The sequence below is a fragment of the Streptomyces marianii genome (assembly GCF_005795905.1).
In the GTDB taxonomy this organism is placed as follows: domain Bacteria; phylum Actinomycetota; class Actinomycetes; order Streptomycetales; family Streptomycetaceae; genus Streptomyces; species Streptomyces marianii.
Window position 1 is genome coordinate 2,470,769 of record NZ_VAWE01000001.1, and the last position, 21,281, is coordinate 2,492,049.

Consider the following 21,281-nt stretch of genomic DNA (forward strand, 5'->3'; position numbering starts at 1 on the left):
CAGGTTTCGATGACAGATGGGGAGGATCGTCCTCGCCAGTCATGCCCTGGGAGCCCCATCCATGAGCAACGCCCCCCGTCTCACCGCCCTCGATGCCCTGCATCGCTCGCTGGGCGCGACCATGACCGATTTCGCCGGCTGGGACATGCCGCTGCGCTACGCGAGTGAGCGCGACGAGCACAACGCCGTCCGCTCGAAGGCCGGTCTCTTCGACCTCTCCCACATGGGCGAGATCACCGTGACCGGGCCGCAGGCCGCCGCCCTGCTGGACTACGCGCTGGTCGGCAACATCGGCGGCGTCGCCACCGGCCGCGCCCGCTACACCATGATCTGCCGGGAGGACGGCGGCATCCTCGACGACCTGATCGTGTACCGCCTCGGCGACACGGAGTACATGGTCGTCGCCAACGCCTCCAACGCGCAGATCGTCCTGGACGCCCTCACCGAGCGTGCCGAGGGCTTCGACGCGGCTGTACGCGACGACCGGGACGCATATGCGCTGATCGCCGTACAGGGGCCCGAGTCGCCCGGCATCCTCAAGTCGCTCACCGACGCCGACCTGGACGGACTGAAGTACTACGCCGGCCTCCCCGGCACCGTCGCCGGCGTCCCGGCGCTGATCGCGCGTACCGGCTACACCGGCGAGGACGGTTTCGAACTGTTCGTCGAGCCGCGGCACGCGGAGACGCTGTGGCGGGCGCTGACCGAGGCCGGCGCCCCGGCCGGTCTCGTGCCGTGCGGCCTGTCCTGCCGTGACACGCTGCGCCTGGAGGCGGGCATGCCCCTGTACGGGCACGAGCTGACCACGTCGCTCACCCCCTTCGACGCCGGTCTCGGCCGGGTCGTGAAATTCGAGAAGGAGGGCGACTTCGTCGGCCGCAAGGCCCTGGAGGCCGCCGCCGAGCGTGCCGCCACGAACCCGCCGCGCAAGCTGGTCGGCCTGGTCGCCCAGGGCCGCCGGGTGCCGCGGGCCGGGATGGCCGTGGTCGCAGGCGGCCAGGTCGTCGGCGAGGTCACCTCCGGCGCGCCGTCGCCGACCCTCGGCAAGCCGCTCGCCATCGCCTACGTGGACGCCGCGCTCGCCACGCCCGGAACCGAGGGCGTGGGCGTGGACATCCGCGGTACTCATGAGCCGTACGAGGTCGTGGCGCTCCCCTTCTACAAGCGCCAGAAGTAGTCACTCCGGCATACCCCATCAGCAGCACTTCCCCGCGTACAGGAGAATTCAGGTCATGAGCAACCCCCAGCAGCTGCGCTACAGCAAGGAGCACGAGTGGCTGTCGGCCGCCGAGGACGGCGTCTCGACGGTCGGCATCACGGAGCACGCGGCGAACGCCCTCGGCGACGTCGTGTACGTCCAGCTCCCGGAGGTCGGTGACACGGTGACCGCGGGCGAGACCTGCGGCGAACTGGAGTCGACCAAGTCGGTGAGCGACCTGTACTCCCCGGTGACGGGTGAGGTCGTCGAGGCCAACCAGGACGTCGTGGACGACCCGTCGCTGGTGAACTCCGCCCCGTTCGAGGGCGGCTGGCTGTTCAAGGTGCGGGTCGCGGAGGAGCCGGAGGACCTGCTCTCCGCCGCCGAGTACACCGATTTCGCCAGCTGACCAGGACTCGACCCTAGGGATCGCGTGATGTCGCTTCTCAACACCCCTCTCCACGAGCTCGACCCGGACGTGGCCGCCGCCGTCGACGCCGAGCTCCACCGTCAGCAGTCCACCCTGGAGATGATCGCGTCGGAGAACTTCGCTCCGGTCGCGGTCATGGAGGCCCAGGGCTCCGTCCTCACCAACAAGTACGCCGAGGGCTACCCCGGCCGCCGCTACTACGGCGGCTGCGAGCACGTCGATGTCGTCGAGCAGATCGCCATCGACCGCATCAAGGAGCTGTTCGGCGCCGAGCACGCGAACGTGCAGCCGCACTCGGGCGCCCAGGCCAACGCGGCGGCGATGTTCGCCCTGCTGAAGCCGGGCGACACGATCATGGGCCTGAACCTCGCGCACGGCGGGCACCTGACCCACGGCATGAAGATCAACTTCTCCGGCAAGCTCTACAACGTGGTCGCCTACCACGTGGACGACGCCACCGGACAGGTCGACATGGCCGAGGTCGAGCGGCTCGCCAAGGAGTCCAAGCCGAAGCTGATCGTGGCCGGCTGGTCGGCGTACCCGCGTCAGCTGGACTTCGCCGCGTTCCGCCGGATCGCGGACGAGGTCGGCGCGTACCTGATGGTCGACATGGCCCACTTCGCGGGTCTGGTCGCCGCAGGGCTGCACCCGAACCCGGTGCCGCACGCCCATGTCGTGACCACCACCACCCACAAGACGCTGGGCGGCCCGCGCGGCGGTGTGATCCTCTCCACGGCGGAGCTCGCCAAGAAGATCAACTCCGCGGTCTTCCCCGGTCAGCAGGGCGGCCCGCTGGAGCACGTGATCGCCGCCAAGGCGGTGTCCTTCAAGGTCGCGGCCTCGGAGGAGTTCAAGGAGCGCCAGGAGCGCACCCTGGAAGGCGCGAAGATCATCGCGGAGCGCCTGGTGCAGGACGACGTCAAGCAGGCGGGTGTCTCCGTGCTGTCCGGCGGCACGGACGTGCACCTGGTGCTGGTGGACCTGCGGCACTCGGAGCTGGACGGCCAGCAGGCCGAGGACCGGCTCCACGAGGTCGGCATCACCGTCAACCGCAACGCGATCCCGAACGACCCCCGCCCGCCGATGGTCACCTCGGGTCTGCGGATCGGCACGCCGGCACTGGCCACCCGCGGCTTCCAGGCCGAGGACTTCCGTGAGGTCGCCGACATCATCGCCGAGGTGCTCAAGCCCTCGTACGATGCGGACGTCCTCGGGGGCCGCGTCTCGGCGCTCGCCGCGAAGCACCCGCTCTACCCTGGTCTGTAAGCAGACCTTCGCACGACCGACGGGGCACCGCGCACACCGGACGGTGAGTGCGGTGCCCCGCACCGTGCACCCGGCGCACACCCGCGCCTTCCTGCCCCGGCCCGCCGGCCGGGGATCCGGCCCGCGGCAGAGCCGCACTGGGACACCGCGTCCCCCGGGAAAGCACAGCCATCCCCCAAGGAGTACCCCGTGGCCATCTCGGTCTTCGACCTGTTCTCGATCGGCATCGGGCCGTCCAGCTCCCACACGGTCGGCCCGATGAGGGCGGCCGCCATGTTCGCCCGCCGGCTCAAGAACGAGGGCCTGCTGGCCCAGACCACGGCGATACGTGCGGAGCTGTACGGCTCGCTGGGCGCCACCGGCCACGGCCACGGCACTCCGAAGGCCGTCCTGCTGGGCCTGGAGGGCAGCTCGCCCCGGACGGTCGACGTCGAGACCGCCGACGACGAGGTCGAGCGGATCAAGGGCGACCGGCGCATCAGGCTCCTCGGAGTGCACGAGATCGGCTTCGACTTCGACGAGGACCTGGTCCTGCACCGCCGCAAGGCGCTCCCGTACCACGCGAACGGCATGACCCTGTGGGCGTACGACGCCGAGGGCGGGACGCTGCTGGAGAAGACCTACTACTCGGTCGGCGGCGGCTTCGTCGTCGACGAGGACGCGGTGGCCGGCGAGAACCCGATCGTGCCGGACGACACCGTGCTGAAGTACCCCTTCCGGACCGGTGACGAGTTGCTGCGGCTCTCCCGCGAGACGGGGCTGTCGATCTCCTCGCTGATGCTGGAGAACGAGAAGGCCTGGCGGTCCGAGGACGAGATCCGCGAGGGGCTGCTGGACATCTGGCGGGTCATGCAGGCCTGCGTCTCGCGCGGCATGTCCCGCGAGGGCATCCTCCCCGGCGGGCTGAAGGTCCGGCGGCGGGCCGCCACCACCGCGCGCAAGCTGCGCTCCGAGGGCGACCCGAAGGCGCTCGCGATGGAGTGGATCACGCTCTACGCGATGGCCGTGAACGAGGAGAACGCGGCGGGCGGCCGGGTCGTGACCGCCCCGACGAACGGTGCGGCCGGCATCATCCCGGCGGTCCTGCACTACTACATGAACTTCGTGCCCGGAGCCGACGAGGAAGGTGTGATCCGCTTCCTCCTCGCCGCCGGCGCGATCGGCATGCTCTTCAAGGAGAACGCCTCGATCTCGGGCGCCGAGGTCGGCTGCCAGGGCGAGGTCGGCTCGGCCTGCTCGATGGCGGCGGGCGCGCTCGCCGAGGTGATGGGCGGCTCCCCGGAACAGGTGGAGAACGCCGCCGAGATCGGCATGGAGCACAACCTGGGTCTGACCTGCGATCCGGTGGGTGGTCTCGTCCAGATCCCGTGCATCGAGCGCAACGGCATGGCCGCGGTGAAGGCCGTCACCGCCGCCCGGATGGCCCTGCGCGGCGACGGCAGCCACAAGGTCTCCCTCGACAAGGTCATCAAGACCATGAAGGACACCGGTGCGGACATGTCGGTGAAGTACAAGGAGACCGCTCGCGGCGGTCTCGCGGTGAACATCATCGAGTGCTGAGACTTGCCGCCTGACCTGCACCGCTGAACCTTGCTGAACCTTGCGCCGCCATGCCGGGCCATGCCGGGCCATGCAGAGTGGATCTCCCTGAGGACTCCCTCACCCCCGGCAAACTCCCTGAGATCTCCCTGAGTTGGAGTCTGCCGAGCCTGCCGGCCGTATAGAGGGCGGGCCGCTGCGCCCCGCTCGAGTCGGTAACGCAGCGGCCCTGTCGCCCGCCCGGCGTGCGCCGGGGGCCGTCGTCGTGCAGGGGGCGCCGTCGGCGCGGCGTACGAGCCGGTGTCAGGCCTGGTTCAGCGCGGCCCAGAACTCGTCGAAGGTCAGCAGGCCGTCGCCGTTGGCGTCCTTGGTCCTGATGACCGCCTCGGCGACCGTCTCGGTCACGTTGAAGTCGCCCAGCTGCGCCATGGCGCTCTTGTACTCGGCGGCCGAGATCAGCCCGTCGCCGTTCAGGTCGAATCGATCGAAGGCCTTGCGTGCCGACTCGATGTCCGCCACAGGTCCACCCCTTCTTGGTGCATTACTGACGCAGGCCAGGTTATCGGCGGGGGCGGCGGTCCGGGCGCCGGGGGCCGTCGGGGACGATGAGGGTATGAGCGACGCGGTGGCACGGATTCTGGAAGCGGCGGCGCGGGACGAGTTCCCGCCGCCGGACGGCGGCACGACGGTGGTGCCGCAGCCCAGCACCCGGGACGCGGGCGTGCTGGCGTTCACCGCTCACTCGGTGGTGTTCACGGACGCGGACCCGGGGTGGGTGCGCGACGCCCTGGCCGCGGCCGCCGGCGATCCGCTCGCCGCGAGCATGAATCCCGGCTTCCTGACCACGCTGATGGCGAAGACCGGCCGTTCGATGAACACCATCGACCTGCTCACGGTCGCCGCCGCCCGGAGCGGCGAACCCGGGCTGGAACTGCGGGAGATCGCCGACCCGGACCATCCCCGGGTGGCGCGGGCGCTGAAGTTCCGTGACGAGGTGCGGGTGTGGGCCGCAGACGGCGGCGTGCTCGTCCTGGGCCGCGGAGTGGCCGGGCGGTGGGAGGCCGCGATCGAGGTGGACCCGGAGGCGCGCGGTGCCGGGCTGGGGGTGCGACTCGCCGTCGCGGCACGCCATCTGGTGCCGGGTGCGCACGTATGGGCCCAGCAGTCGCCCGGAAACGCCCGCAGCGTACGGGCGTTCCAGCAGGCGGGCTACCGGCCGGTGGGCTCGGAGGCCCTGCTCGTGGCCGGGTAGCCGCGGCGATCGCGGGCCCGCCCGGTTCGCACGGGCGGCCACCGGCCACCGCGCCCCTGCCGGTGGTCGCACCCGGCGCCGGGCCGCGGCGACCGGTCAGCGGAACACGCCCGTGTGTCCCAGGGAGTAACGGCCGGGCTGGGGGTAGACGGCCAGGCCGTGGGGGCCGCTGCCGACGGGGATGCGGGCGAGCTGCTCGCCGGTCGTGGTGTCGATCGCGTACACCTCGGAGTGGTAGCGCCCCGACAGCCACAGCACCCTGCCGTCCGCGGATACACCGCCCATGTCCGGGGAACCCCCGTTCGGCAGCCGCCACTTCTTCGTCAGCCGGTCCTGCGCGAAGTCGAAGACGGAGACGGAGCCCTCGCCCCGGTTGGTCACGTACATCTCCCGGGAGTCGCGGCTGACGTACAGGCCGTGGCAACCCTTGCCGGTGGGCAGCAGATTCGGTGTGGTGAACCGGTCGCCGTCGAGGACCCACATGCCGTCGGCGACCATGTCGGCGACGTAGAAGGTCCTGCCGTCCGGCGAGAGCTTCACGTCCTGCGGCATGGCTCCGCCGAACGGCAGTTTCTGCTGTCCGATCACCTCCATGCTCTCCGTGTCGACCTTGAGCAGCTCGCCGGAGAACTCGCAGGAGACGATGAAGTACCGGCCGTCCGCCGAGAAGTCCGCGTGGTTGACGCCGTAGCAGGTGACGGGTGTCGTCTTGAGCGTGCGCATGGTGTGCGGGTCGCGGAAGACCAGCTCCCGGTCCATGGAGGCCATGACGACGGCGTAGCGGCCGTTGGGCGTGAAGTAGAGGTTGTACGGGTCGTGGACGTCCACCGGCCGGCCGGCGATCCCGGTGGCCGGGTCGATGGGGGTGAGGGTGTGGCCCCGGTTGTTGTTCACCCACAGGGTCTTCAGGTCCCACGAGGGGACGACGTGCTGCGGCTGGACGCCCACCGGGATGGTCTCGACGACCTTGTACGTGGTCGGGTCGATGACCGAGACGGTGTTGGAGTTGGTGTTGGGCACGTACACCCGGGACGGGAAGTCCCGCACGACGGGCGAGAGCCGGCCGGGGCGGTCGGCCGCGTAGACGTCCGCGGGGTCGAGGAGCGGTGGCATGCCGGGGAGCCCCAGGGGCACACCGGCCTCCCGCGTCCGGACCGGCGGCGGCGTCCGTGTCCCCTGCTTCTCCGCGGAAGCTTCGCAGCCGGCGCCGAGGGCCGCGAGCAGGGCGGTCGCGAGGAGCGGCAGGGATCGCTTGGTGAGATGCAGCATCAGTCGGCTCGCTCCGTGGTCGGCACCCCGGGCGATCCGTGCCCGCGCAGTGGGTGCGATGCCGACGAAAACTAGCGACGGGCCCGGTTCACGCCCACGGTCCGACACACGCCAGGCCGTCTTGCGTTCGAAGATTCACCCGTTCGCCTCGATATCTGTTCATCGTTTACCAGGAAAGCGGATCAGTTCACCTTTGATTCAATGTTGCATTGCCAACCTATGGCGACCATTGCCCGCATTTGCCGCTTTGGCGAATGGCCGGATGTCTGCCATAGTCGGTCCCACGACCCCCATCGACCCGGGCCAGGTCGTCCAGAAGAGCGGCAGCGCGGATACACCCCACCCCGTCCACGCCCGCACGCACACGAAGCCCCCCTCGCCGCCGAGACGGCGAAGGGGGCTCTCGTGCGTCCGGACCCCGGCGAGGCCGGCACGCCCTGGCACCGACGGCGAATGCGCCACGGCGGCGGCGCGGCCGCTCCGGTGTCAGCGGTCCGCGATCCGCATCTCGAACCAGGTCGTCTTGCCGCGCGGCAGCAGATCGACACCCCACCGGTCGGACAGCTTGTCGACCAGGAAGAGCCCGCGGCCGCTGGTGTCGAGCTCATGGACCGGCAGCAGGCAGGGCAGACCGCGCGAGGGGTCGCGCACCTCGATGCGGATCCAGCCGCGCCGGCGCAGCATCCGGAGCCCGAACACCCGCGCTCCGGTGTGCCGCACCGCGTTTCCCACGAGCTCGGAGACCAGCAGGATCGCGTGCTCGGCGGTCTGCGGCGAGAGCGCCCACTGACGGAGCACTCCCCACTGCGTCAACCGGCGCGCGGTGGCGGCGGACTGGGGGCGCGAGGGCAGCTCGACCTCGCCCTCCGTCGGATCACCGAACAGCTCGACCGCCTCGAGCACCCGCTCGTCGTCGACGGCCGGCGTCCACCGCGCGGCGGTCGCACTGCCGCGCGCCCGTGGTTGCTCCACACCCTCCAGCCCCGCCATGCCCCCATCATGGCCGCCCGAAGAGCCTTCCGTGACCGTTCCGGAGGAATCGGCACCCCGGGAAAGAGGGCCCCGAGGTGCCGAATTGGCATATGCCCGTGGCATCCAGAAGGCCTCCATGGCCCAACCGACCTGCGGTGACGCGCCGCTTACGCGTGATCGCCAAGAACGGCGACCGATGGGGCCTTAAGGTCCGGTTAAGGCACTCACCAAGTTGACGCGACGGGCGTCGGCGCCCAATCCCGGTCCCCGCGAGGCGAGTTCACACGAACTTGGCCTTGCCCGGGCCCTCCTCGACGAAGCTCCGCATCCCCCGCTCCCGGTCCTCGGTCGCGAACAGGCCCGCGAACCAGTTCCGTTCGATCGCGAGGCCCGTGTCGATGTCCGTCTCGAGCCCGGCGTCCACGGACTCCTTGGCCGCCCGGAGCGCCAGCGCCGGCCCCTGGGCCAGTTTCGAGGCCCAGGCGTGCGCCTGCTCGTGGACCTCGGCGGCCGGTACCACCCGGTCGACCAGTCCGATGGCCAGCGCCTCGTCCGCCTTCACATGGCGGCCGGTGAAGATGAGGTCCTTGGCCTTGGACGGGCCCACCAGCCGGGCCAGCCGCTGGGTGCCGCCCGCGCCCGGGATCAGACCGAGCAGGATCTCCGGCTGGCCCAGCCGGGCGTTGTCGGCGGCGATCCGGTAGTCGGCGCACAGCGCCAGCTCGCAGCCGCCACCCAGGGCGTAGCCGGTCACGGCCGCGACGACGGGCTTGGGGATGCGGGCGACGGCGGTGAAGGAGTCCTGCAGGGCCTTCGACCGCTTCACCATCGCGGTGTGGTCCATCACCTGCATCTCCTTGATGTCCGCGCCTGCCGCGAACACCTTCTCCCCGCCGTAGAGGATCACGGCGCGGACGTCGTCGCGGTCGGTCGCCTCGGCGGCCAGTTCGCGCAGCCGGTCCTGGGTGGCGATGTCCAGGGCGTTCATCGGGGGGCGGTCCAGGCGGATGGTGCCGACGCCTTCGGAGACTTCGAGAGTGACTGTCATACGGGGAGGTTAGCCCCCGTTAACGCCGGGGGGCCCGGTGCCGTCCGTCACAGCGCCGGGCCCTCGTCCGTGTGGTCGGGGACTACCCGGCCCACTCCGCCCAGGACATGTTCCAGCCGTTCAGGCCGTTGTCGGGGGCGATCTGCTTGTCCTTGGAGTTCTTCACGATCACCACGTCGCCGATGATCGAGTTGTTGTACATCCACGCCGCCGGCGTACCGCTGTCGTAGGCGCCGCGCACATCGCGCAGACCGACGCAGCCGTGGCTGACGTTCGCCGAGCCGAAGGTGCCGCGCGAGGCCCAGTAGTTGCCGTGCAGGAAGGTGCCGGACGTCGACAGGCGCATCGCGTGCGGCACGTCCTTGATGTCGTACTCGCCGCCGAAGCCCACGGTGGCGCCGTTCATCCGCGTCACCTTGTACTTCTCGCTGATGACCATCTGGCCGTTGTACGTCGTGGTCGACGGGGCGCCCGCGGTGATCGGAATGGTCTTGAGGAGCTTGCCGTCGCGCACGACCTTCATCGTGTGGGCGCCGGCGTCGACCGTGGAGACCTGGCTGCGGCCGATGGTGAAGGAGACCGTCTTGGCCTGCTTGCCGTACACACCGGGGCGGCCCTCGACGCCGTCCAGGTTGAGCCGGACCGTCACCTTGGTGCCCGCTGCCCAGTACTTCTCGGGGCGGAAGTCCAGGCGGTCGTTGCCGAACCAGTGACCCTCGACGGGCACCGGCGGCTCGGCGGTCACCTCGATGGCCTTCTCCACGGCCTCGGGGTCGGTGATGCCGCGGGTGAAGTTGATGGAGACGGGCATGCCGACGCCGACCGTGGCGCCGTTCTCGGGGGTGTAGTGGCCCACGAAGGTGTTCTTGGGGACGAGCGTGGTGAAGGTCGTGTCCTTAGCGGACTCACGGCCCTCGGCGTCCTCGGCGATCGCGTGCACCTTGTACTTGGTGGCCGAGGCGAGGTGCTGCAGCGGCTCCCAGCTCGCACCGCCGGCGGCGATCTTCCCCTCGACGGCGTTGCCCTTGTCGTCCTTGACGGCGACCTCGGTCAGCCTGCCCTTGTCGGCGGTCACCTTGAGCGCGCCGCTCGTGGCGACCGACTTCGCGCCGTCCTTGGGCGCGATGGTGACGACCGCCTGGGAAGCCGAAGTGCCGACCTTGCCCCCGTCCCCGGCGCCCTTGTCGCCTCCGGCCGCGCGGTCGGAGTCGCCGCCGCCGCAGGCGGAAACCAGCAGCAGTAGCGCCCCCATGGCGAGGGCCGGCAGCGCGGTGCGTCCGCGTCGCCGGCCCGGCCGGACCGATGCCCCCGATATCGGCTGCCCGTTCACGATCAGTTGTCTCCCCTCGCACGGCCTGGCCACGCCGAGGCCCGCACCCCCGCGCGCTCGAACGGCGCGCACTGCGTTAGATAACCACACCGCAGGTCGCCGGGGGTTCTCGCACATGTCACCGTTCAGTCGCAAATCTTCCCGGTGGACGTGCCGGTCATGCGGGAGGGGGCTCACCGCAGGGCGGAGCCGGCCTTCCACTCCTTCCAGCCCATGTTCCAGCCGCTCAGACCGTTCCACGGGTCGACCATCCGGTCCGGGGAGTTGACCACTTCCACCACGTCCCCGATGAGCGTCCGGTCGAAGAACCAGCCCGCCGGGGAGTCCTGGCTGCCGCCCTTCTCGTCGCGCAGCCCGATGCATCCGTGGCTGACGTTCCGCATGCCGAAGACCGCCGGATCGGCCCAGTAGTTGCCGTGCAGGAAGGTGCCCGACGTGGTGAGCCGCATCGCGTGCGGCACGTCCTTGATGTCGTACTCGCTCTTGCCGTCGTCGTCGGTGAAGCCGACCGTGGCGCCGTTCATGCGGGTGACGTCGTGCATCTCGCTGACGACCATCCTGCCGTTGTACGTCCGGGTCTTCCTGCCCCCCGTGGTGACCGGCAGCGTCGTCAGCAACCGGCCGTCGCGGCGCACCTCCATGGTCCGCTCGCGGGCGTCGACCAGGGAGATCTGCGACCTGCCCACGGTGAAGCGGACGGTCTTGCGCTGGATGCCGTACACCCCCGGCGCGCCCTCGACATCGCGCAACCGCATGTCGACGGTGACCTTGGTGCCCGGCTTCCAGTACTCGCGCGGGCGGAAGTCGAGCCGCTCCGCGTCGAACCAGTGGCCCACGACCTCGACGGGCGGTACGGAGGTGACGCGGATGGCCCGCTCGACGGCCGCCCGGTTCCTGATGCCGCGGTTGAAGTCGAACGAGACGATCATTCCGATGCCCACCGTGGAACGGTTCTCCGGGGTGAAGTAGCCGATGAAGCGGTGGTCGGGCACCACGGTGGTGAAGGTCGTGTGCCGTGCCGAACGGCGGCCGTGGGCGTCCAGAGCCACCGCGTCGACGCTGTACTTGGCCGCCAGCGCGAGCCGGGTGCCAGGCTTCGGACGCCAGCTCAGACCGTCCGGGGAGACGGCGCCCGGGACGTCGGCGGGCTGCGCGCTCTCGATCTGGGTGACCATGACCCGCTCCAGCCGCCCGCTCGCCAGCGTCACTTCGAGCCGGCCGTCCGCGGGCACCGCGCCGGCCCGTCCGCCGGGGTGATCCGGATGGTGTCGCCGGGCGCCTGCGCCCGGGGTTTGTCGCCGCCGGCACCCGGACCGGCTCCGGCACTCCCGGCTCCGCCGGTGCAGCCGGTCAGCCCGGCCAGCACTCCCGTCCACAGCACGGCGACGGCCAGCGTGGCCCTCGTCCGCCTCACCGCGTTGCTCACAGAGTCCACCTCGTGGGGTCGCAGAGACACAGCACGTCCCGACCAACGACAGCCACCCTCCTGGGGAAACGTCGCAGCGGGTCATGTTGGGAGCAGCGCGGCGTCGGGCAGAAATGGTGGGAGGCCCACACGCGGGGAGCCACGGCCGGGACGCCGTGGGCGGGAGCCGCGCGGGCCCGACGAGCCGCGGGAGGCCGACAGGTGTCGAGCGCAGCCGAGCAGGAGGCGGTACGGGAAGGTGAGCGGCCTCGTCCCGCCGCGGGGCCGCTCCCGGCCCTGAACGGACGGCCGAGAGCGGCGGACGGCTTCGGACCCCCGGTCCGGCCGGGGGCGCCGAACCCGCTGGGCGCGCGGTACCGGGTCGGTCCCGACGGTGTCGCGGGCACCAACTTCGCCCTGTGGGCGGGTGGCGCCGAGGCCGTGGAGCTCTGCCTCTTCGACGCGTCCGGAGCGGAGGTCCGGCTGCCGCTGACCGAGCTCACCCACGAGATCTGGCACGGTTTCGTGCCAGGCGTCGGGCCGGGGCAGCGGTACGGCTTCCGGGTCCACGGCCGCTGGGACCCGTGGACGGGGGCACGCTGGAACCCGGCGAAGCTGCTGCTCGACCCGTACGCCCGGGCGGTCGACGGCGAGTACGCGCTGCCGCCCGAGGTGTACGGGCACGTCCGCGACTGGCCGCAGCAGCACGTCGCGGACACCGTGCGCGACGACCGGGACTCGGCCCCGTACGTCCCGAAGGGCGTGGTCGTCCACGACGACGCGCCGGACGACGAATGGGCCGACGACCGGCGGCCGAAGACGCCGTGGGCGGACTCCGTCATCTACGAACTGCACGTGCGCGGTTTCACCAGGCTGCACCCCGGCGTCCCGCCGGAACTGCGCGGCACCTACGCGGGCCTCGCGCACCCGGCGGCCGTCGGCCACCTCGTACGGCTCGGGGTCACGGCGGTCGAACTGCTGCCGGTGCACCAGTTCGCGCACGAGGACCACCTGCTGCGGCGGGGGCTGAGGAACTACTGGGGCTACAACTCGGTCGGCTACTTCGCGCCCCACGCCGGCTACAGCGCCTCCGGGACCGCGGGACAGCAGGTCGGCGAGTTCAAGCGGATGGTGCGCGCCCTGCACGAGGCGGGCATCGAGGTCATCCTCGACGTCGTCTACAACCACACCGCGGAGGCCGGCGAGCTGGGCCCGACGCTCAGCCTCAAGGGCATCGACAACCGCGGCTACTACCGGCTCCAGCCCGACGCGCGCCGCTACGCCGACTACACCGGCTGCGGCAACACACTGCACGTGGTCCAGCCCCAGGTGCTGCGCCTCATCACCGACTCGCTGCGCTACTGGGTCACGGAGATGGGTGTCGACGGCTTCCGCTTCGATCTCGCGGCGGCCCTCGCCCGCTCGATGCACGACGTCGACATGCTGTCCCCGTTCCTCGCCGTGATCGCACAGGACCCGGTGCTGCGCCGGGTGAAGCTGATCGCCGAACCGTGGGACGTCGGCAACGGCGGCTACCAGGTCGGGGCGTTCCCGCCCCTGTGGACGGAGTGGAACGACCGCTACCGGGACGCGGTGCGGGACTTCTGGCGCGGCGCCCTGCCCGATCTGCGGGACCTGGGCTACCGGGTGTCCGGCTCCAGCGACCTGTACGCCTGGGGCGGCCGACGGCCGTACGCCTCGGTCAACTTCGTCACCGCCCACGACGGCTTCACCCTGCGCGACCTGGTCAGCTACGAGCGCAAGCACAACGAGGCCAACGGCGAGGGCAACCGGGACGGCACGAACGACAACCGCGCCTGGAACTGCGGCGCCGAGGGGGAGACGGACGACCCCGACGTCAACGCCCTGCGCCGGCGGCAGATCCGCAATCTGCTCACCACCCTGCTGCTGTCCACGGGCGTCCCGATGCTGGTGTCCGGCGACGAGATGGGCCGTACCCAGGGCGGCAACAACAACGCCTACTGCCAGGACAACGAGACCGGCTGGCTCGACTGGTCGCTGCTCGGCCGGCCGGGGCCGGACGGACTGCTGGCGCTGACCTCCCGGCTGCTCGCGCTGCGCGGCGCGCACCCGGTGCTGCGGCGCAGGGCGTTCTTCTCCGGCCGGCCGCAGACGCCCGACGGACTGCGGGACCTGGCCTGGTTCACGACGCGCGGCGCGGAGATGACCGAGCAGGACTGGTACGCCCCTTCCTCCACCCTGGCGCTGTTCCTGTCCGGCCGGGACATTCCGGGCCGGGACGCCCGGGGCACCCAGGTCACCGATGACAGCTTCCTGATCGTCCTGCACGCCGCCGACCGTCCCACGGCCTTCCGGCTGCCGGGGCCGCCGTGGGCGGAGGAGTACGAACTCGTCGTCGACACCTCGCTGGAGGACCAGTCCGCGGCACCGGGCACGGTGCACCGGGGCGGGGCACGAACCACGGTGCCCGCGCGGTCGGTGCTGCTGCTGCGGGTGCGGGACGGGGGCTGAGACCCCGGCTCGGCGCGTACGTGCCGGCCTGTCGTCCGCCGTCCGGCGGACGGCGGACGGCGGACGGCGGACGGCGGACGGCGGACGGCGGACGGCGGGGCGGGCCTGCGCCGTTGCGCGACCGGCGGCGGCGTACAGCGGCCCGCTGCTGCGGCGCGGCACCAAGCAGCGGCGGGACGGCTGTCCCGACGGAGCGGCAGGCGGCGGCACCCGGGCGAGCACCGCGCCTCGGCGCAGCGGGGACGCGCGACCGTGCGGCCCGAAAAACTCGGTGGGACTTGTCAGTGGTGAACCGTAGGCTCGCTCCTGATGTCCACCACAGCTGAAGCGCCCCGGCCCGACCGGTCCACCGTCCGCTCCCTGCTGCGGCTGTGGCCGTACGTGCGCCCGGTCAGAACCCGGCTGTTCACGGCGGCGTTCGTCGCGGTCGTCGCCTCGTGTCTGAGCCTCGTGATCCCCCTCGTCCTGAAGTGGATGGTGGACGGACCCGTCGCCGACCGGGACGTGGGCGGGGTGTGGCTCGGGGCGCTCTACCTGCTGCTGCTCGGGGTCGCGGAGGCGGTGCTGTTCGGCTTCCGCCGCTGGCTGGTGGCCCGTCCGCTGGCCGGGGTGGAGGCGGCGATGCGGGCCGACCTCTTCCGGCACCTCCAGCGGCTGCCCGTGGCCTTCCACGACCGGTGGCCGTCGGGGCAGTTGCTGTCCCGCGGGACGACGGACCTGATGCTCGTGCGGATGTTCCTCGCCTTCCCACTGACGTTCCTGCTCGTCAACGGCGTGACCATCGTCGTCGGCGCGGGCATCCTGCTGGCCCAGCAGTGGACGCTGGGGCTGGTGCTACTGGCCCCGGTCGCCCCGCTGGTGTTCGTCATCGCCCGGTTCGAGGCACGCTACTCGTCGGTGGCACGGACGGCACAGGACCAGGTGGGCGATCTGACGACCGTCGTCGAGGAGAGCGTCCTCGGCATCCGCATCATCAAGGGCTTCGGCCGCCACCGCAGCCAGGCGGCGGCCTTCCGGGCGCTGTCCGAGCGGCTGCGCGGGACCGAGCTGGCCAAAGCCCGGCTGCTGGCGGGAATCTTCGGCGTCATCATGACCGTCCCGGAGCTGGCGATCGGCGCCGCGCTGGTGCTCGGCACGATGCAGGTCGCGGACGGCACCCTGTCGGCCGGCACGCTCGTCGCGTTCCTCTCGACGGCGCTCGCGCTGCGCTGGCCGGTGGACGCGATGGGCTTCCTGCTCGCCATGAGCCAGGAGGCGGCGACGGCGACGGACCGCTACTTCGAGGTCCTGGACGCCGAGGAGGAACGGGACGAGGAGCGGCAGACCGTGCGGAGGGAGGCTCGCCGGTACGGGCCCGCCTCGCCCGCACGTCCGCCGTCCGTCACCGCGCCACGGCGGAGACCGGAGCGGGCCGCCTCCGAGGAGGGCGGCCTGCGGTTCGAAGGCGTCCGCTTCCGCTACCCCGACGCGTCCGAGGGCACGGAACCGGTGCTGAGGGACATCGAACTGCACATCCGGCCCGGTGAGACCATGGCCCTCGTCGGCGGCACCGGCAGCGGCAAGACGACGCTGACGGCGCTCGTTCCCAGGCTCTACGAGGTGACCGCCGGGCGCATCACGCTGGACGGGCGGGACATCGCCGCCATGCCGCGCGAGGAGTTGCGCACCCTGGTGTCGATGGCGTTCGAGGAACCGACCCTCTTCTCGGCGAGCGTCGGGGAGAACGTGCGGATGGGCGCGGAGCGCGCCGGTGACGAGGAGGTCCGGCGCGCGCTGGACGTGGCCCAGGCGGGATTCGTGGACACGCTGCCGCAGGGCTCCGGAACCCAGGTCGGCGAGCAGGGGCTCAGCCTCTCGGGCGGCCAGCGGCAGCGGCTCGCACTCGCCAGGGCGGTCGTCGGGAAGCCGCGGTTCCTCGTGCTCGACGACCCGCTGTCGGCGCTCGACGTGCACACGGAGGCACTCGTGGAGGCCGCGCTGCGCCGGGTCCTCGACGACACCACCGCCCTGGTCGTGGCGCACCGCCCGTCCACGGTGCTGCTCGCCGACCGGGTGGCGCTGCTGTCCGAGGGCCGGGTCGCGGCCGTCGGCACCCACCACGAACTGCTGCGGGACAACGCCGAGTACGCCTGGCTGATGTCGGGCGCTCATGCCGAGGAGCGAGACCGATGACGCCATCGACGGCCACGACGCCGCAGCCGGACGCCGGGGACGCCACGGCAGGCGCCGCCACGAAGGGCCCGGGGGCATCGGGCCCGGACGCGCAGGGCACAGGCCCTCGGGGCGCGGCCTCCCTGGGCGCGGGTTCGGGCGGTCCTGACGCGGCGGTCCCGGACGAGGAGGGCACGGACCGGGAAGGCGCCGGCCCCGAGGGCGCGGACGCGGGCGGCGACCCCTTCGACCGGGACGCGCTGCCCGCTCCCGAGGGCGCCACCGGCGCACTGCTGCGGTCGCTGCTGGTCCCCCTCCGGGGCCGGGTCGTCGTCGCCGCCGTGCTGCTGCTGCTCCAGCAGGCCGCGGCGCAGGCCGGCCCGCTGCTCGTCGCGTTCGCCATCGACAGGGGGGTGCCCGCGCTGCGGGACGGCGACCACGGTCCGCTGGTCATGGTCGGCGCCGGGTACGCGGTGTGCGCGATCGGGTCGGGCGTGTTCCAGTACGCCTTCATCCGCGCGTCGGCCGGGGTCAACCAGGACGCCCTGCTCGATCTGCGGGGCCGGATCTTCCGGCACGCCCAGGCGCTGAGTCTGGACTTCCACGAGCGCTACACCTCGGGCCGGCTGATCTCCCGTTCCACGACCGACGTCGAGTCGCTCCGCGAACTCCTCAGCGAGGGGTTGCAGGAACTCCTTGCGGTGGTCCTGTCATTCGTCTACATCTCGGCGATGCTGCTGTGGCTCGACCTCGGCATCGGCGGTCTCGCCGTGCTCAGCTTCGTCCCGCTCTACCTGCTGGTGCGGCTCTACCGGCGCCGCGCCGCGGTGGTGTTCGCCCAGCGGTCCACCGCCATCGCCTCCGTCATCGTCAAGTTCGCGGAGACGATGAACGGCATCCGGCCGGTACGCGCCTTCCGCCGGGAGCGGGCGAACGACGAGCGCTTCCACGCGCTGAACGACCGGCACGCCCGCAGCAACGGGGACTCGCTACTGGAGATGGCCCGCTACGTGGTGGGCTCCCGGCTGGTGGCAAACACCGCGGTGGCGGGCATCGTGCTGTGGGGCGCGTACCGGGTGACCGAGGGGACGCTGGCGCTGGGTGTGCTGGCGGCCGCGGTCCTCTACCTGCGGCGGCTGTACGACCCGATCGACCGGCTCGGCATGTTCCTCAACTCGTACGAGTCGGCTGCCGCGTCGCTGCAGAAGATCGCGGGCCTGCTCGCCCAGACGCCGTCCGTGCCGGAGCCCACCCGTCCTGTGGCACTGCCGGAGCGAGCCGGTGCCTCCGGTCCCGGCCGCGGGGTGGTCTTCGACGGCGTCCGCTTCGCCTACCGCACCGGCGGAGAGGTACTGCCTCACTTCGATCTGACGATCCCCGCCGGTCAGACCGTCGCCGTCGTCGGTTCGACCGGCGCGGGCAAGTCCACCCTGGCGAAGCTGCTGGCCCGGTTCTACGACCCGACGGACGGGCGGGTCCTGCTCGACGGGACCGATCTGCGCGATCTGCCGGTGCCCGAACTGCGGCGCGGGGTCGTGATGGTGACCCAGGAGGCGTTCCTGTTCTCCGGCACGGTCGCCGAGAACATCGCCATCGGCCGGCCGGACGCGACGCGCGAGGAAATCGAGCAGGCCGCGAAGGCCATCGGCGCACACGACTTCATCAGCGGTCTGCCGGAGGGCTACGACACCGACGTGCGCAAGCGCGGTGGCCGGATCTCGGCGGGCCAGCGCCAGCTCGTCGCCTTCGCCCGGGCGCTGCTGGCCGACCCGGCGGTGCTGATCCTGGACGAGGCGACCAGCTCGCTGGACATCCCCGGCGAGCGCGCGGTGCAGCGGGCCATGGACACGGTGCTGCGCGGGCGTACGGCGATCGTCATCGCCCACCGCCTGTCGACGGTGGAGATCGCCGACCGGGTCCTGGTGATGGAGCACGGCCGCATCGTCGAGGACGGCAGCCCGTCCTCCCTCATCGACGGCACGGGCCGCTTCGCGGGACTGCACCGGGCATGGCGGGAGAGCCTGGTCTGACGGCACGACGGACCGGGATCCGCGACTTCGTCGACGATGAAGGCAGCGGTGGATCGGCAGATCCGCGATCTCGTCGACGATGACCGCGTTCAGTGGCGATCCTCGTGCTGCCTGTTTCGATCTTCCCCGGGTGTGCCGCTCCTCGCTCCGCACCGTCCCCGTCACGACCGCACGGGGCTCGGGCGGTGACCGTAGTACGCGCGGGGTTCCCACGGTGCCGATACGGCACACGGCACCGCCGCCGGCACCGCACTGCCGATCATCGCCACCGAGCACGGCCACCCCGCCTGCGGAGTCGTACCGCCGACGACGTGACGACACCGTTGGGAGGGCTACGGCACCGCCGAGGCCGTGAACGGGACGTCGCCGGGTACCGAGGCGGTGTCCAGTGGCCGGCCCAGGAGGGCGAAGGCGGAGTCCAGGCAGGCTGCGGAGCGGGCTGGAGCGGGATCGACCTTGCGCATGATCTGCAGCCCCTGGACCAGGTCGAGCAGCAGCCGCGCGCCCTGGCGCGGGCTGACGGCCGGAGCGAGCTCGCCGTCCCGCGCGGCCCGCTCCAGCTGCGCCGTGAACGCGTCCTCGGCGTGCTGGAGGTTGCGCCGGGCCAGCTTCGCGACCTCCTCGTCGTGCGGGAGCAGTTCGGCGATGCTGTTGACGCTGAAGCACCCGGCACCGCCGGAAGCCGCGTCGGCGGCGAGGAGTCGGCCCAGGACGTCCCGCAGTCGGGAGAGCGCGGGCCCCTGGTCGTCGAGCGCGGTGTCGAGCAGGCGGGTCTGGCGGTCCAGGTAGCGGCCGAGGGCCCGGACGAACAGCTGGTGTTTGTCGCCGAACGCGGCGTAGATCGATCCGCGGCCCAGCCCGAGCTCCGCCACGAGGTCGCTCATCGCGGTCGCCTCGTAGCCCTTGCGCCAGAACAGGATCATCGCCCGGTCCAGGATCGCTTCTTCGTCGAACGTGCGCGGTCTCGCCATGCACCCCACGGTAGCGAAGGGCGGCGGCCGGGGCCGCATGTATTTGACCGCTCGTTCCAAAATGGGCTACGTTATGGAACGAGCGGTCCGTAATTGTCGAAACGGAGCCGCGCCCATCCGTGAGACAGACCCGTCAGGAGCGAGCGTCGTGAAGGTCGAGATCTATTCGGACCTGGTGTGTCCGTGGTGCTACATCGGCAAGCGCCGCTTCGAGAAGGCCCTGGCCGCCTTCCCGGGGGCGGCGGGCGTCGACGTCGTCTATCGGCCGTTCCAGCTCGACCCTGCGGCCTCCGAGACTGCGGAGCCCTCCGCGGACGTCTACGAGCGCAAGTTCGGTCGCCCCGCTGCGACCATGTTCGGCCCGCTGACCAGGGCCGCAGCCGCCGAAGGCATCACGTTCCGGATGGCCGAAGCCCTGGCCGCCAACACCTTGCAGGCGCACCGGCTGCTCTGGTTCGCGCGGCAGCACGGGCGCCAGGCCGAGGTGAAGGAGCGACTGCTGGCGCACTACTTCACCGATGGCGGAGACCTCGGCGACCGGGAGGCTCTCGCGGGACTCGCCGAGGCGGCCGGCCTTGACCGCGCCGCGGCGCTGGCGTTCCTCACCTCGTCCGAGGGGACCGGCGAAGTCCGCGCCGAGCTTGCCGAAGCCGCCGCTCTCGGCGTCACGGCGGTTCCCACCTTCGTCATCGACGGCACCTTGGTGCTCGAGGGCGCCCAGAGCCCCGAAGTCCTGCTCGAAGCCCTGGAGAGGGCCGCGGCCGACGGCAGCGCCGCCACCGTCTCCTGATCCCGCCGCACACCACGTCAGGACACAGCCGCGCGCACCGCGCCGCAGGCACGCCCCTACCCCCGCCCCTCGTACACAGCCCGGCTGCTCGGCGGCCCGGTACAGACTTGATCAAGGAGATTCCCATGAAGGCAGCAGTCATCGACCGGTACGGCCAGGTCCGCGACGTCGTGCGGGTCACCGATGTGCCCGTCCCCGTCGTCGGCCCCCGCGACGTGCTCATCGAGGTCCGCGCGGCAGGGGTCAACCCGGTGGACCATCTGATCGTCAAGGGTTTCCTGAGCGCGGGTGACCCCACCCGGCCGATGGTCATCGGCAACGAGCTCGCCGGTGTGGTGACCGAGGTCGGCGCCGAGGTCACCCGCTTCGCGGTGGGCGACGAGGTCTTCTCCCGCGTCGACCCCCGCGTGGGCGGCGCCTTCGCCGAGTACGCGGCCGTGGACCAGTCCCTGGTCGCCGCCAAGCCGTCCGCCCTGAGCTTCGAGGAGGCCGCCTCGCTGCCCCTCGTCGCGCTCACCGCGCTGCAGGCCCTGACCGAGCAGGCCGACGTACGGGCCGGGAGCCGCGTGCTCGTTCACGGCGCAGCCGGCGGCGTGGGCTCCGCCGCCGTCCAGATCGCCAAGCAGCTCGGTGCCGAGGTCGTGGCCACCGCCGGCGCCGACAGCGTGGAACTGGTCCGCGAGCTCGGTGCCGACCGGGTGATCGACTACCGGGCCGAGGCGTTCGACGAGGTCGTCTCCGACCTCGACGTCGTCCTGGACACCGTCGGCGGCGAGACCCAGGAGCGGTCGTTCGGCGTGCTCAAGGCCGGCGGCACGCTCGTCTCGATCGTCCCCATCCCGGACGCGGAGGCCAAGAAGGCCCGGTGGAACGTCGAGGCCCGCAGCTTCTTCATGCGCCCGGACGGTGAGCAGCTGGCCCGTATCGCCGGCCTGGTGGGGTCCGCGCGGCTCCGGCCGATCGTCGAGACGGTCTTCCCGCTCGACGAGGCGTCCGACGCCATGCAGAAGGTGGAGCGAGGCGGCGCTCGCGGCAAGACCGTCATCGGTGTCCGCGCCTGACAGCGCGCCCCCGCACGCGGAGGCCGCCGACCGCCCCACGGCCGGCGGCCTCCCTGTCGCCTTGCCTGCCGCCCTT

16 protein-coding genes and 1 pseudogene are annotated in these 21,281 nt (G+C 71.6%); 10 read left to right on the forward strand and 7 right to left on the reverse strand.

Annotated elements, in window-relative coordinates; translation table 11 throughout:
• Positions 1 to 61 precede the first annotated feature (61 nt).
• From gcvT to FEF34_RS11110, 4 genes are all read left to right on the forward strand, one after another.
• Positions 62 to 1,177 (forward strand): glycine cleavage system aminomethyltransferase GcvT, encoded by a 1,116-nt coding sequence (gene gcvT / locus FEF34_RS11095; RefSeq protein WP_138053025.1) that lies wholly within the window; start codon positions 62 to 64, stop codon positions 1,175 to 1,177.
• Between the two features lie 55 nt (positions 1,178 to 1,232).
• Positions 1,233 to 1,607 carry a glycine cleavage system protein GcvH gene (gcvH, locus tag FEF34_RS11100; RefSeq protein ID WP_138053026.1) on the forward strand — a complete coding sequence of 125 codons (375 nt, stop codon included), beginning with the start codon at positions 1,233 to 1,235 and terminating at the stop codon, positions 1,605 to 1,607.
• A gap of 27 nt (positions 1,608 to 1,634) precedes the next feature.
• Complete coding sequence (gene glyA, locus FEF34_RS11105; RefSeq protein WP_138053027.1) at positions 1,635 to 2,894, forward strand: serine hydroxymethyltransferase; 1,260 nt, start codon at positions 1,635 to 1,637, stop codon at positions 2,892 to 2,894.
• 189 nt (positions 2,895 to 3,083) lie between these two features.
• Positions 3,084 to 4,454 (forward strand): L-serine ammonia-lyase, encoded by a 1,371-nt coding sequence (locus tag FEF34_RS11110; protein WP_138053028.1) that lies wholly within the window; start codon positions 3,084 to 3,086, stop codon positions 4,452 to 4,454.
• A gap of 282 nt (positions 4,455 to 4,736) precedes the next feature.
• Here FEF34_RS11110 and FEF34_RS11115 read toward each other — a convergent pair whose 3' ends face one another.
• Positions 4,737 to 4,952, reverse strand: coding sequence for an EF-hand domain-containing protein (locus FEF34_RS11115; protein ID WP_138053029.1), 216 nt, complete (start codon positions 4,950 to 4,952; stop codon positions 4,737 to 4,739).
• Positions 4,953 to 5,046: 94 nt separating this feature from the next.
• Between FEF34_RS11115 and FEF34_RS11120 the strand changes: the two genes are divergently transcribed.
• On the forward strand, positions 5,047 to 5,685 hold the full coding sequence (locus FEF34_RS11120; RefSeq protein WP_138053030.1) for a GNAT family protein: 639 nt from the start codon (positions 5,047 to 5,049) through the stop codon (positions 5,683 to 5,685).
• 96 nt (positions 5,686 to 5,781) lie between these two features.
• Here FEF34_RS11120 and FEF34_RS11125 read toward each other — a convergent pair whose 3' ends face one another.
• From FEF34_RS11125 to FEF34_RS11145, 5 genes and pseudogenes are all read right to left on the reverse strand, one after another.
• On the reverse strand, positions 5,782 to 6,954 hold the full coding sequence (locus FEF34_RS11125) for a YncE family protein (protein WP_138053031.1): 1,173 nt from the start codon (positions 6,952 to 6,954) through the stop codon (positions 5,782 to 5,784).
• A gap of 486 nt (positions 6,955 to 7,440) precedes the next feature.
• Positions 7,441 to 7,944 (reverse strand): ATP-binding protein, encoded by a 504-nt coding sequence (locus tag FEF34_RS11130; protein ID WP_138053032.1) that lies wholly within the window; start codon positions 7,942 to 7,944, stop codon positions 7,441 to 7,443.
• 262 nt (positions 7,945 to 8,206) lie between these two features.
• Positions 8,207 to 8,974: an enoyl-CoA hydratase/isomerase family protein gene (locus FEF34_RS11135; RefSeq protein ID WP_138053033.1), complete on the reverse strand. Its 768-nt coding sequence runs from the start codon at positions 8,972 to 8,974 to the stop codon at positions 8,207 to 8,209.
• Between the two features lie 82 nt (positions 8,975 to 9,056).
• Positions 9,057 to 10,304, reverse strand: a complete 1,248-nt coding sequence (locus FEF34_RS11140) for a L,D-transpeptidase (RefSeq protein WP_138053034.1) — start codon at positions 10,302 to 10,304, stop codon at positions 9,057 to 9,059.
• Between the two features lie 173 nt (positions 10,305 to 10,477).
• A pseudogene (locus tag FEF34_RS11145) lies at positions 10,478 to 11,730 on the reverse strand (L,D-transpeptidase).
• Positions 11,731 to 11,931: 201 nt separating this feature from the next.
• On the opposite strand from FEF34_RS11145, the gene glgX reads away from it, so the two are divergent.
• From glgX to FEF34_RS11160, 3 genes are all read left to right on the forward strand, one after another.
• Entirely contained in the window at positions 11,932 to 14,202 is a 2,271-nt protein-coding gene (gene glgX / locus FEF34_RS11150; protein WP_138053035.1) for a glycogen debranching protein GlgX, read from the forward strand.
• A 309-nt stretch (positions 14,203 to 14,511) separates the two neighbouring features.
• A complete protein-coding gene (locus tag FEF34_RS11155; protein WP_138053036.1) occupies positions 14,512 to 16,374 on the forward strand; it encodes an ABC transporter ATP-binding protein in 1,863 nt (620 codons plus the stop codon).
• Positions 16,371 to 18,383 (forward strand): ABC transporter ATP-binding protein, encoded by a 2,013-nt coding sequence (locus tag FEF34_RS11160; RefSeq protein WP_138053037.1) that lies wholly within the window; start codon positions 16,371 to 16,373, stop codon positions 18,381 to 18,383. Before FEF34_RS11155 ends, FEF34_RS11160 begins: the two co-directional genes overlap by 4 nt.
• A 332-nt stretch (positions 18,384 to 18,715) precedes the next feature.
• Here the strand turns inward: FEF34_RS11160 and FEF34_RS11165 are convergent, their stop codons facing one another.
• Complete coding sequence (locus tag FEF34_RS11165) at positions 18,716 to 19,354, reverse strand: TetR/AcrR family transcriptional regulator (RefSeq protein WP_171052910.1); 639 nt, start codon at positions 19,352 to 19,354, stop codon at positions 18,716 to 18,718.
• A gap of 148 nt (positions 19,355 to 19,502) precedes the next feature.
• On the opposite strand from FEF34_RS11165, the gene FEF34_RS11170 reads away from it, so the two are divergent.
• Both FEF34_RS11170 and FEF34_RS11175 read left to right on the forward strand, forming a co-directional pair.
• Positions 19,503 to 20,144: a DsbA family oxidoreductase gene (locus tag FEF34_RS11170; RefSeq protein WP_138053039.1), complete on the forward strand. Its 642-nt coding sequence runs from the start codon at positions 19,503 to 19,505 to the stop codon at positions 20,142 to 20,144.
• Positions 20,145 to 20,269: 125 nt separating this feature from the next.
• Positions 20,270 to 21,205, forward strand: coding sequence for an NADP-dependent oxidoreductase (locus tag FEF34_RS11175; RefSeq protein WP_138053040.1), 936 nt, complete (start codon positions 20,270 to 20,272; stop codon positions 21,203 to 21,205).
• The last annotated feature ends 76 nt before the right edge of the window (positions 21,206 to 21,281 follow it).

Excerpts from the sequence above, each read along its gene's own strand:
- FEF34_RS11130 (WP_138053032.1), bottom strand. The coding sequence starts at position 7,944 with ATGGCGGGGCTGGAGGGTGTGGAGCAACCACGGGCGCGCGGCAGTGCG.
- FEF34_RS11125 (WP_138053031.1), bottom strand. The coding sequence starts at position 6,954 with ATGCTGCATCTCACCAAGCGATCCCTGCCGCTCCTCGCGACCGCCCTG.
- FEF34_RS11165 (WP_171052910.1), bottom strand. The coding sequence starts at position 19,354 with ATGGCGAGACCGCGCACGTTCGACGAAGAAGCGATCCTGGACCGGGCG.
- gcvT (WP_138053025.1), top strand. The coding sequence starts at position 62 with ATGAGCAACGCCCCCCGTCTCACCGCCCTCGATGCCCTGCATCGCTCG.
- gcvH (WP_138053026.1), top strand. The coding sequence starts at position 1,233 with ATGAGCAACCCCCAGCAGCTGCGCTACAGCAAGGAGCACGAGTGGCTG.
- FEF34_RS11155 (WP_138053036.1), top strand. The coding sequence starts at position 14,512 with ATGTCCACCACAGCTGAAGCGCCCCGGCCCGACCGGTCCACCGTCCGC.
- FEF34_RS11120 (WP_138053030.1), top strand. The coding sequence starts at position 5,047 with ATGAGCGACGCGGTGGCACGGATTCTGGAAGCGGCGGCGCGGGACGAG.
- FEF34_RS11160 (WP_138053037.1), top strand. The coding sequence starts at position 16,371 with ATGACGCCATCGACGGCCACGACGCCGCAGCCGGACGCCGGGGACGCC.
- FEF34_RS11175 (WP_138053040.1), top strand. The coding sequence starts at position 20,270 with ATGAAGGCAGCAGTCATCGACCGGTACGGCCAGGTCCGCGACGTCGTG.
- glyA (WP_138053027.1), top strand. The coding sequence starts at position 1,635 with ATGTCGCTTCTCAACACCCCTCTCCACGAGCTCGACCCGGACGTGGCC.
- FEF34_RS11135 (WP_138053033.1), bottom strand. The coding sequence starts at position 8,974 with ATGACAGTCACTCTCGAAGTCTCCGAAGGCGTCGGCACCATCCGCCTG.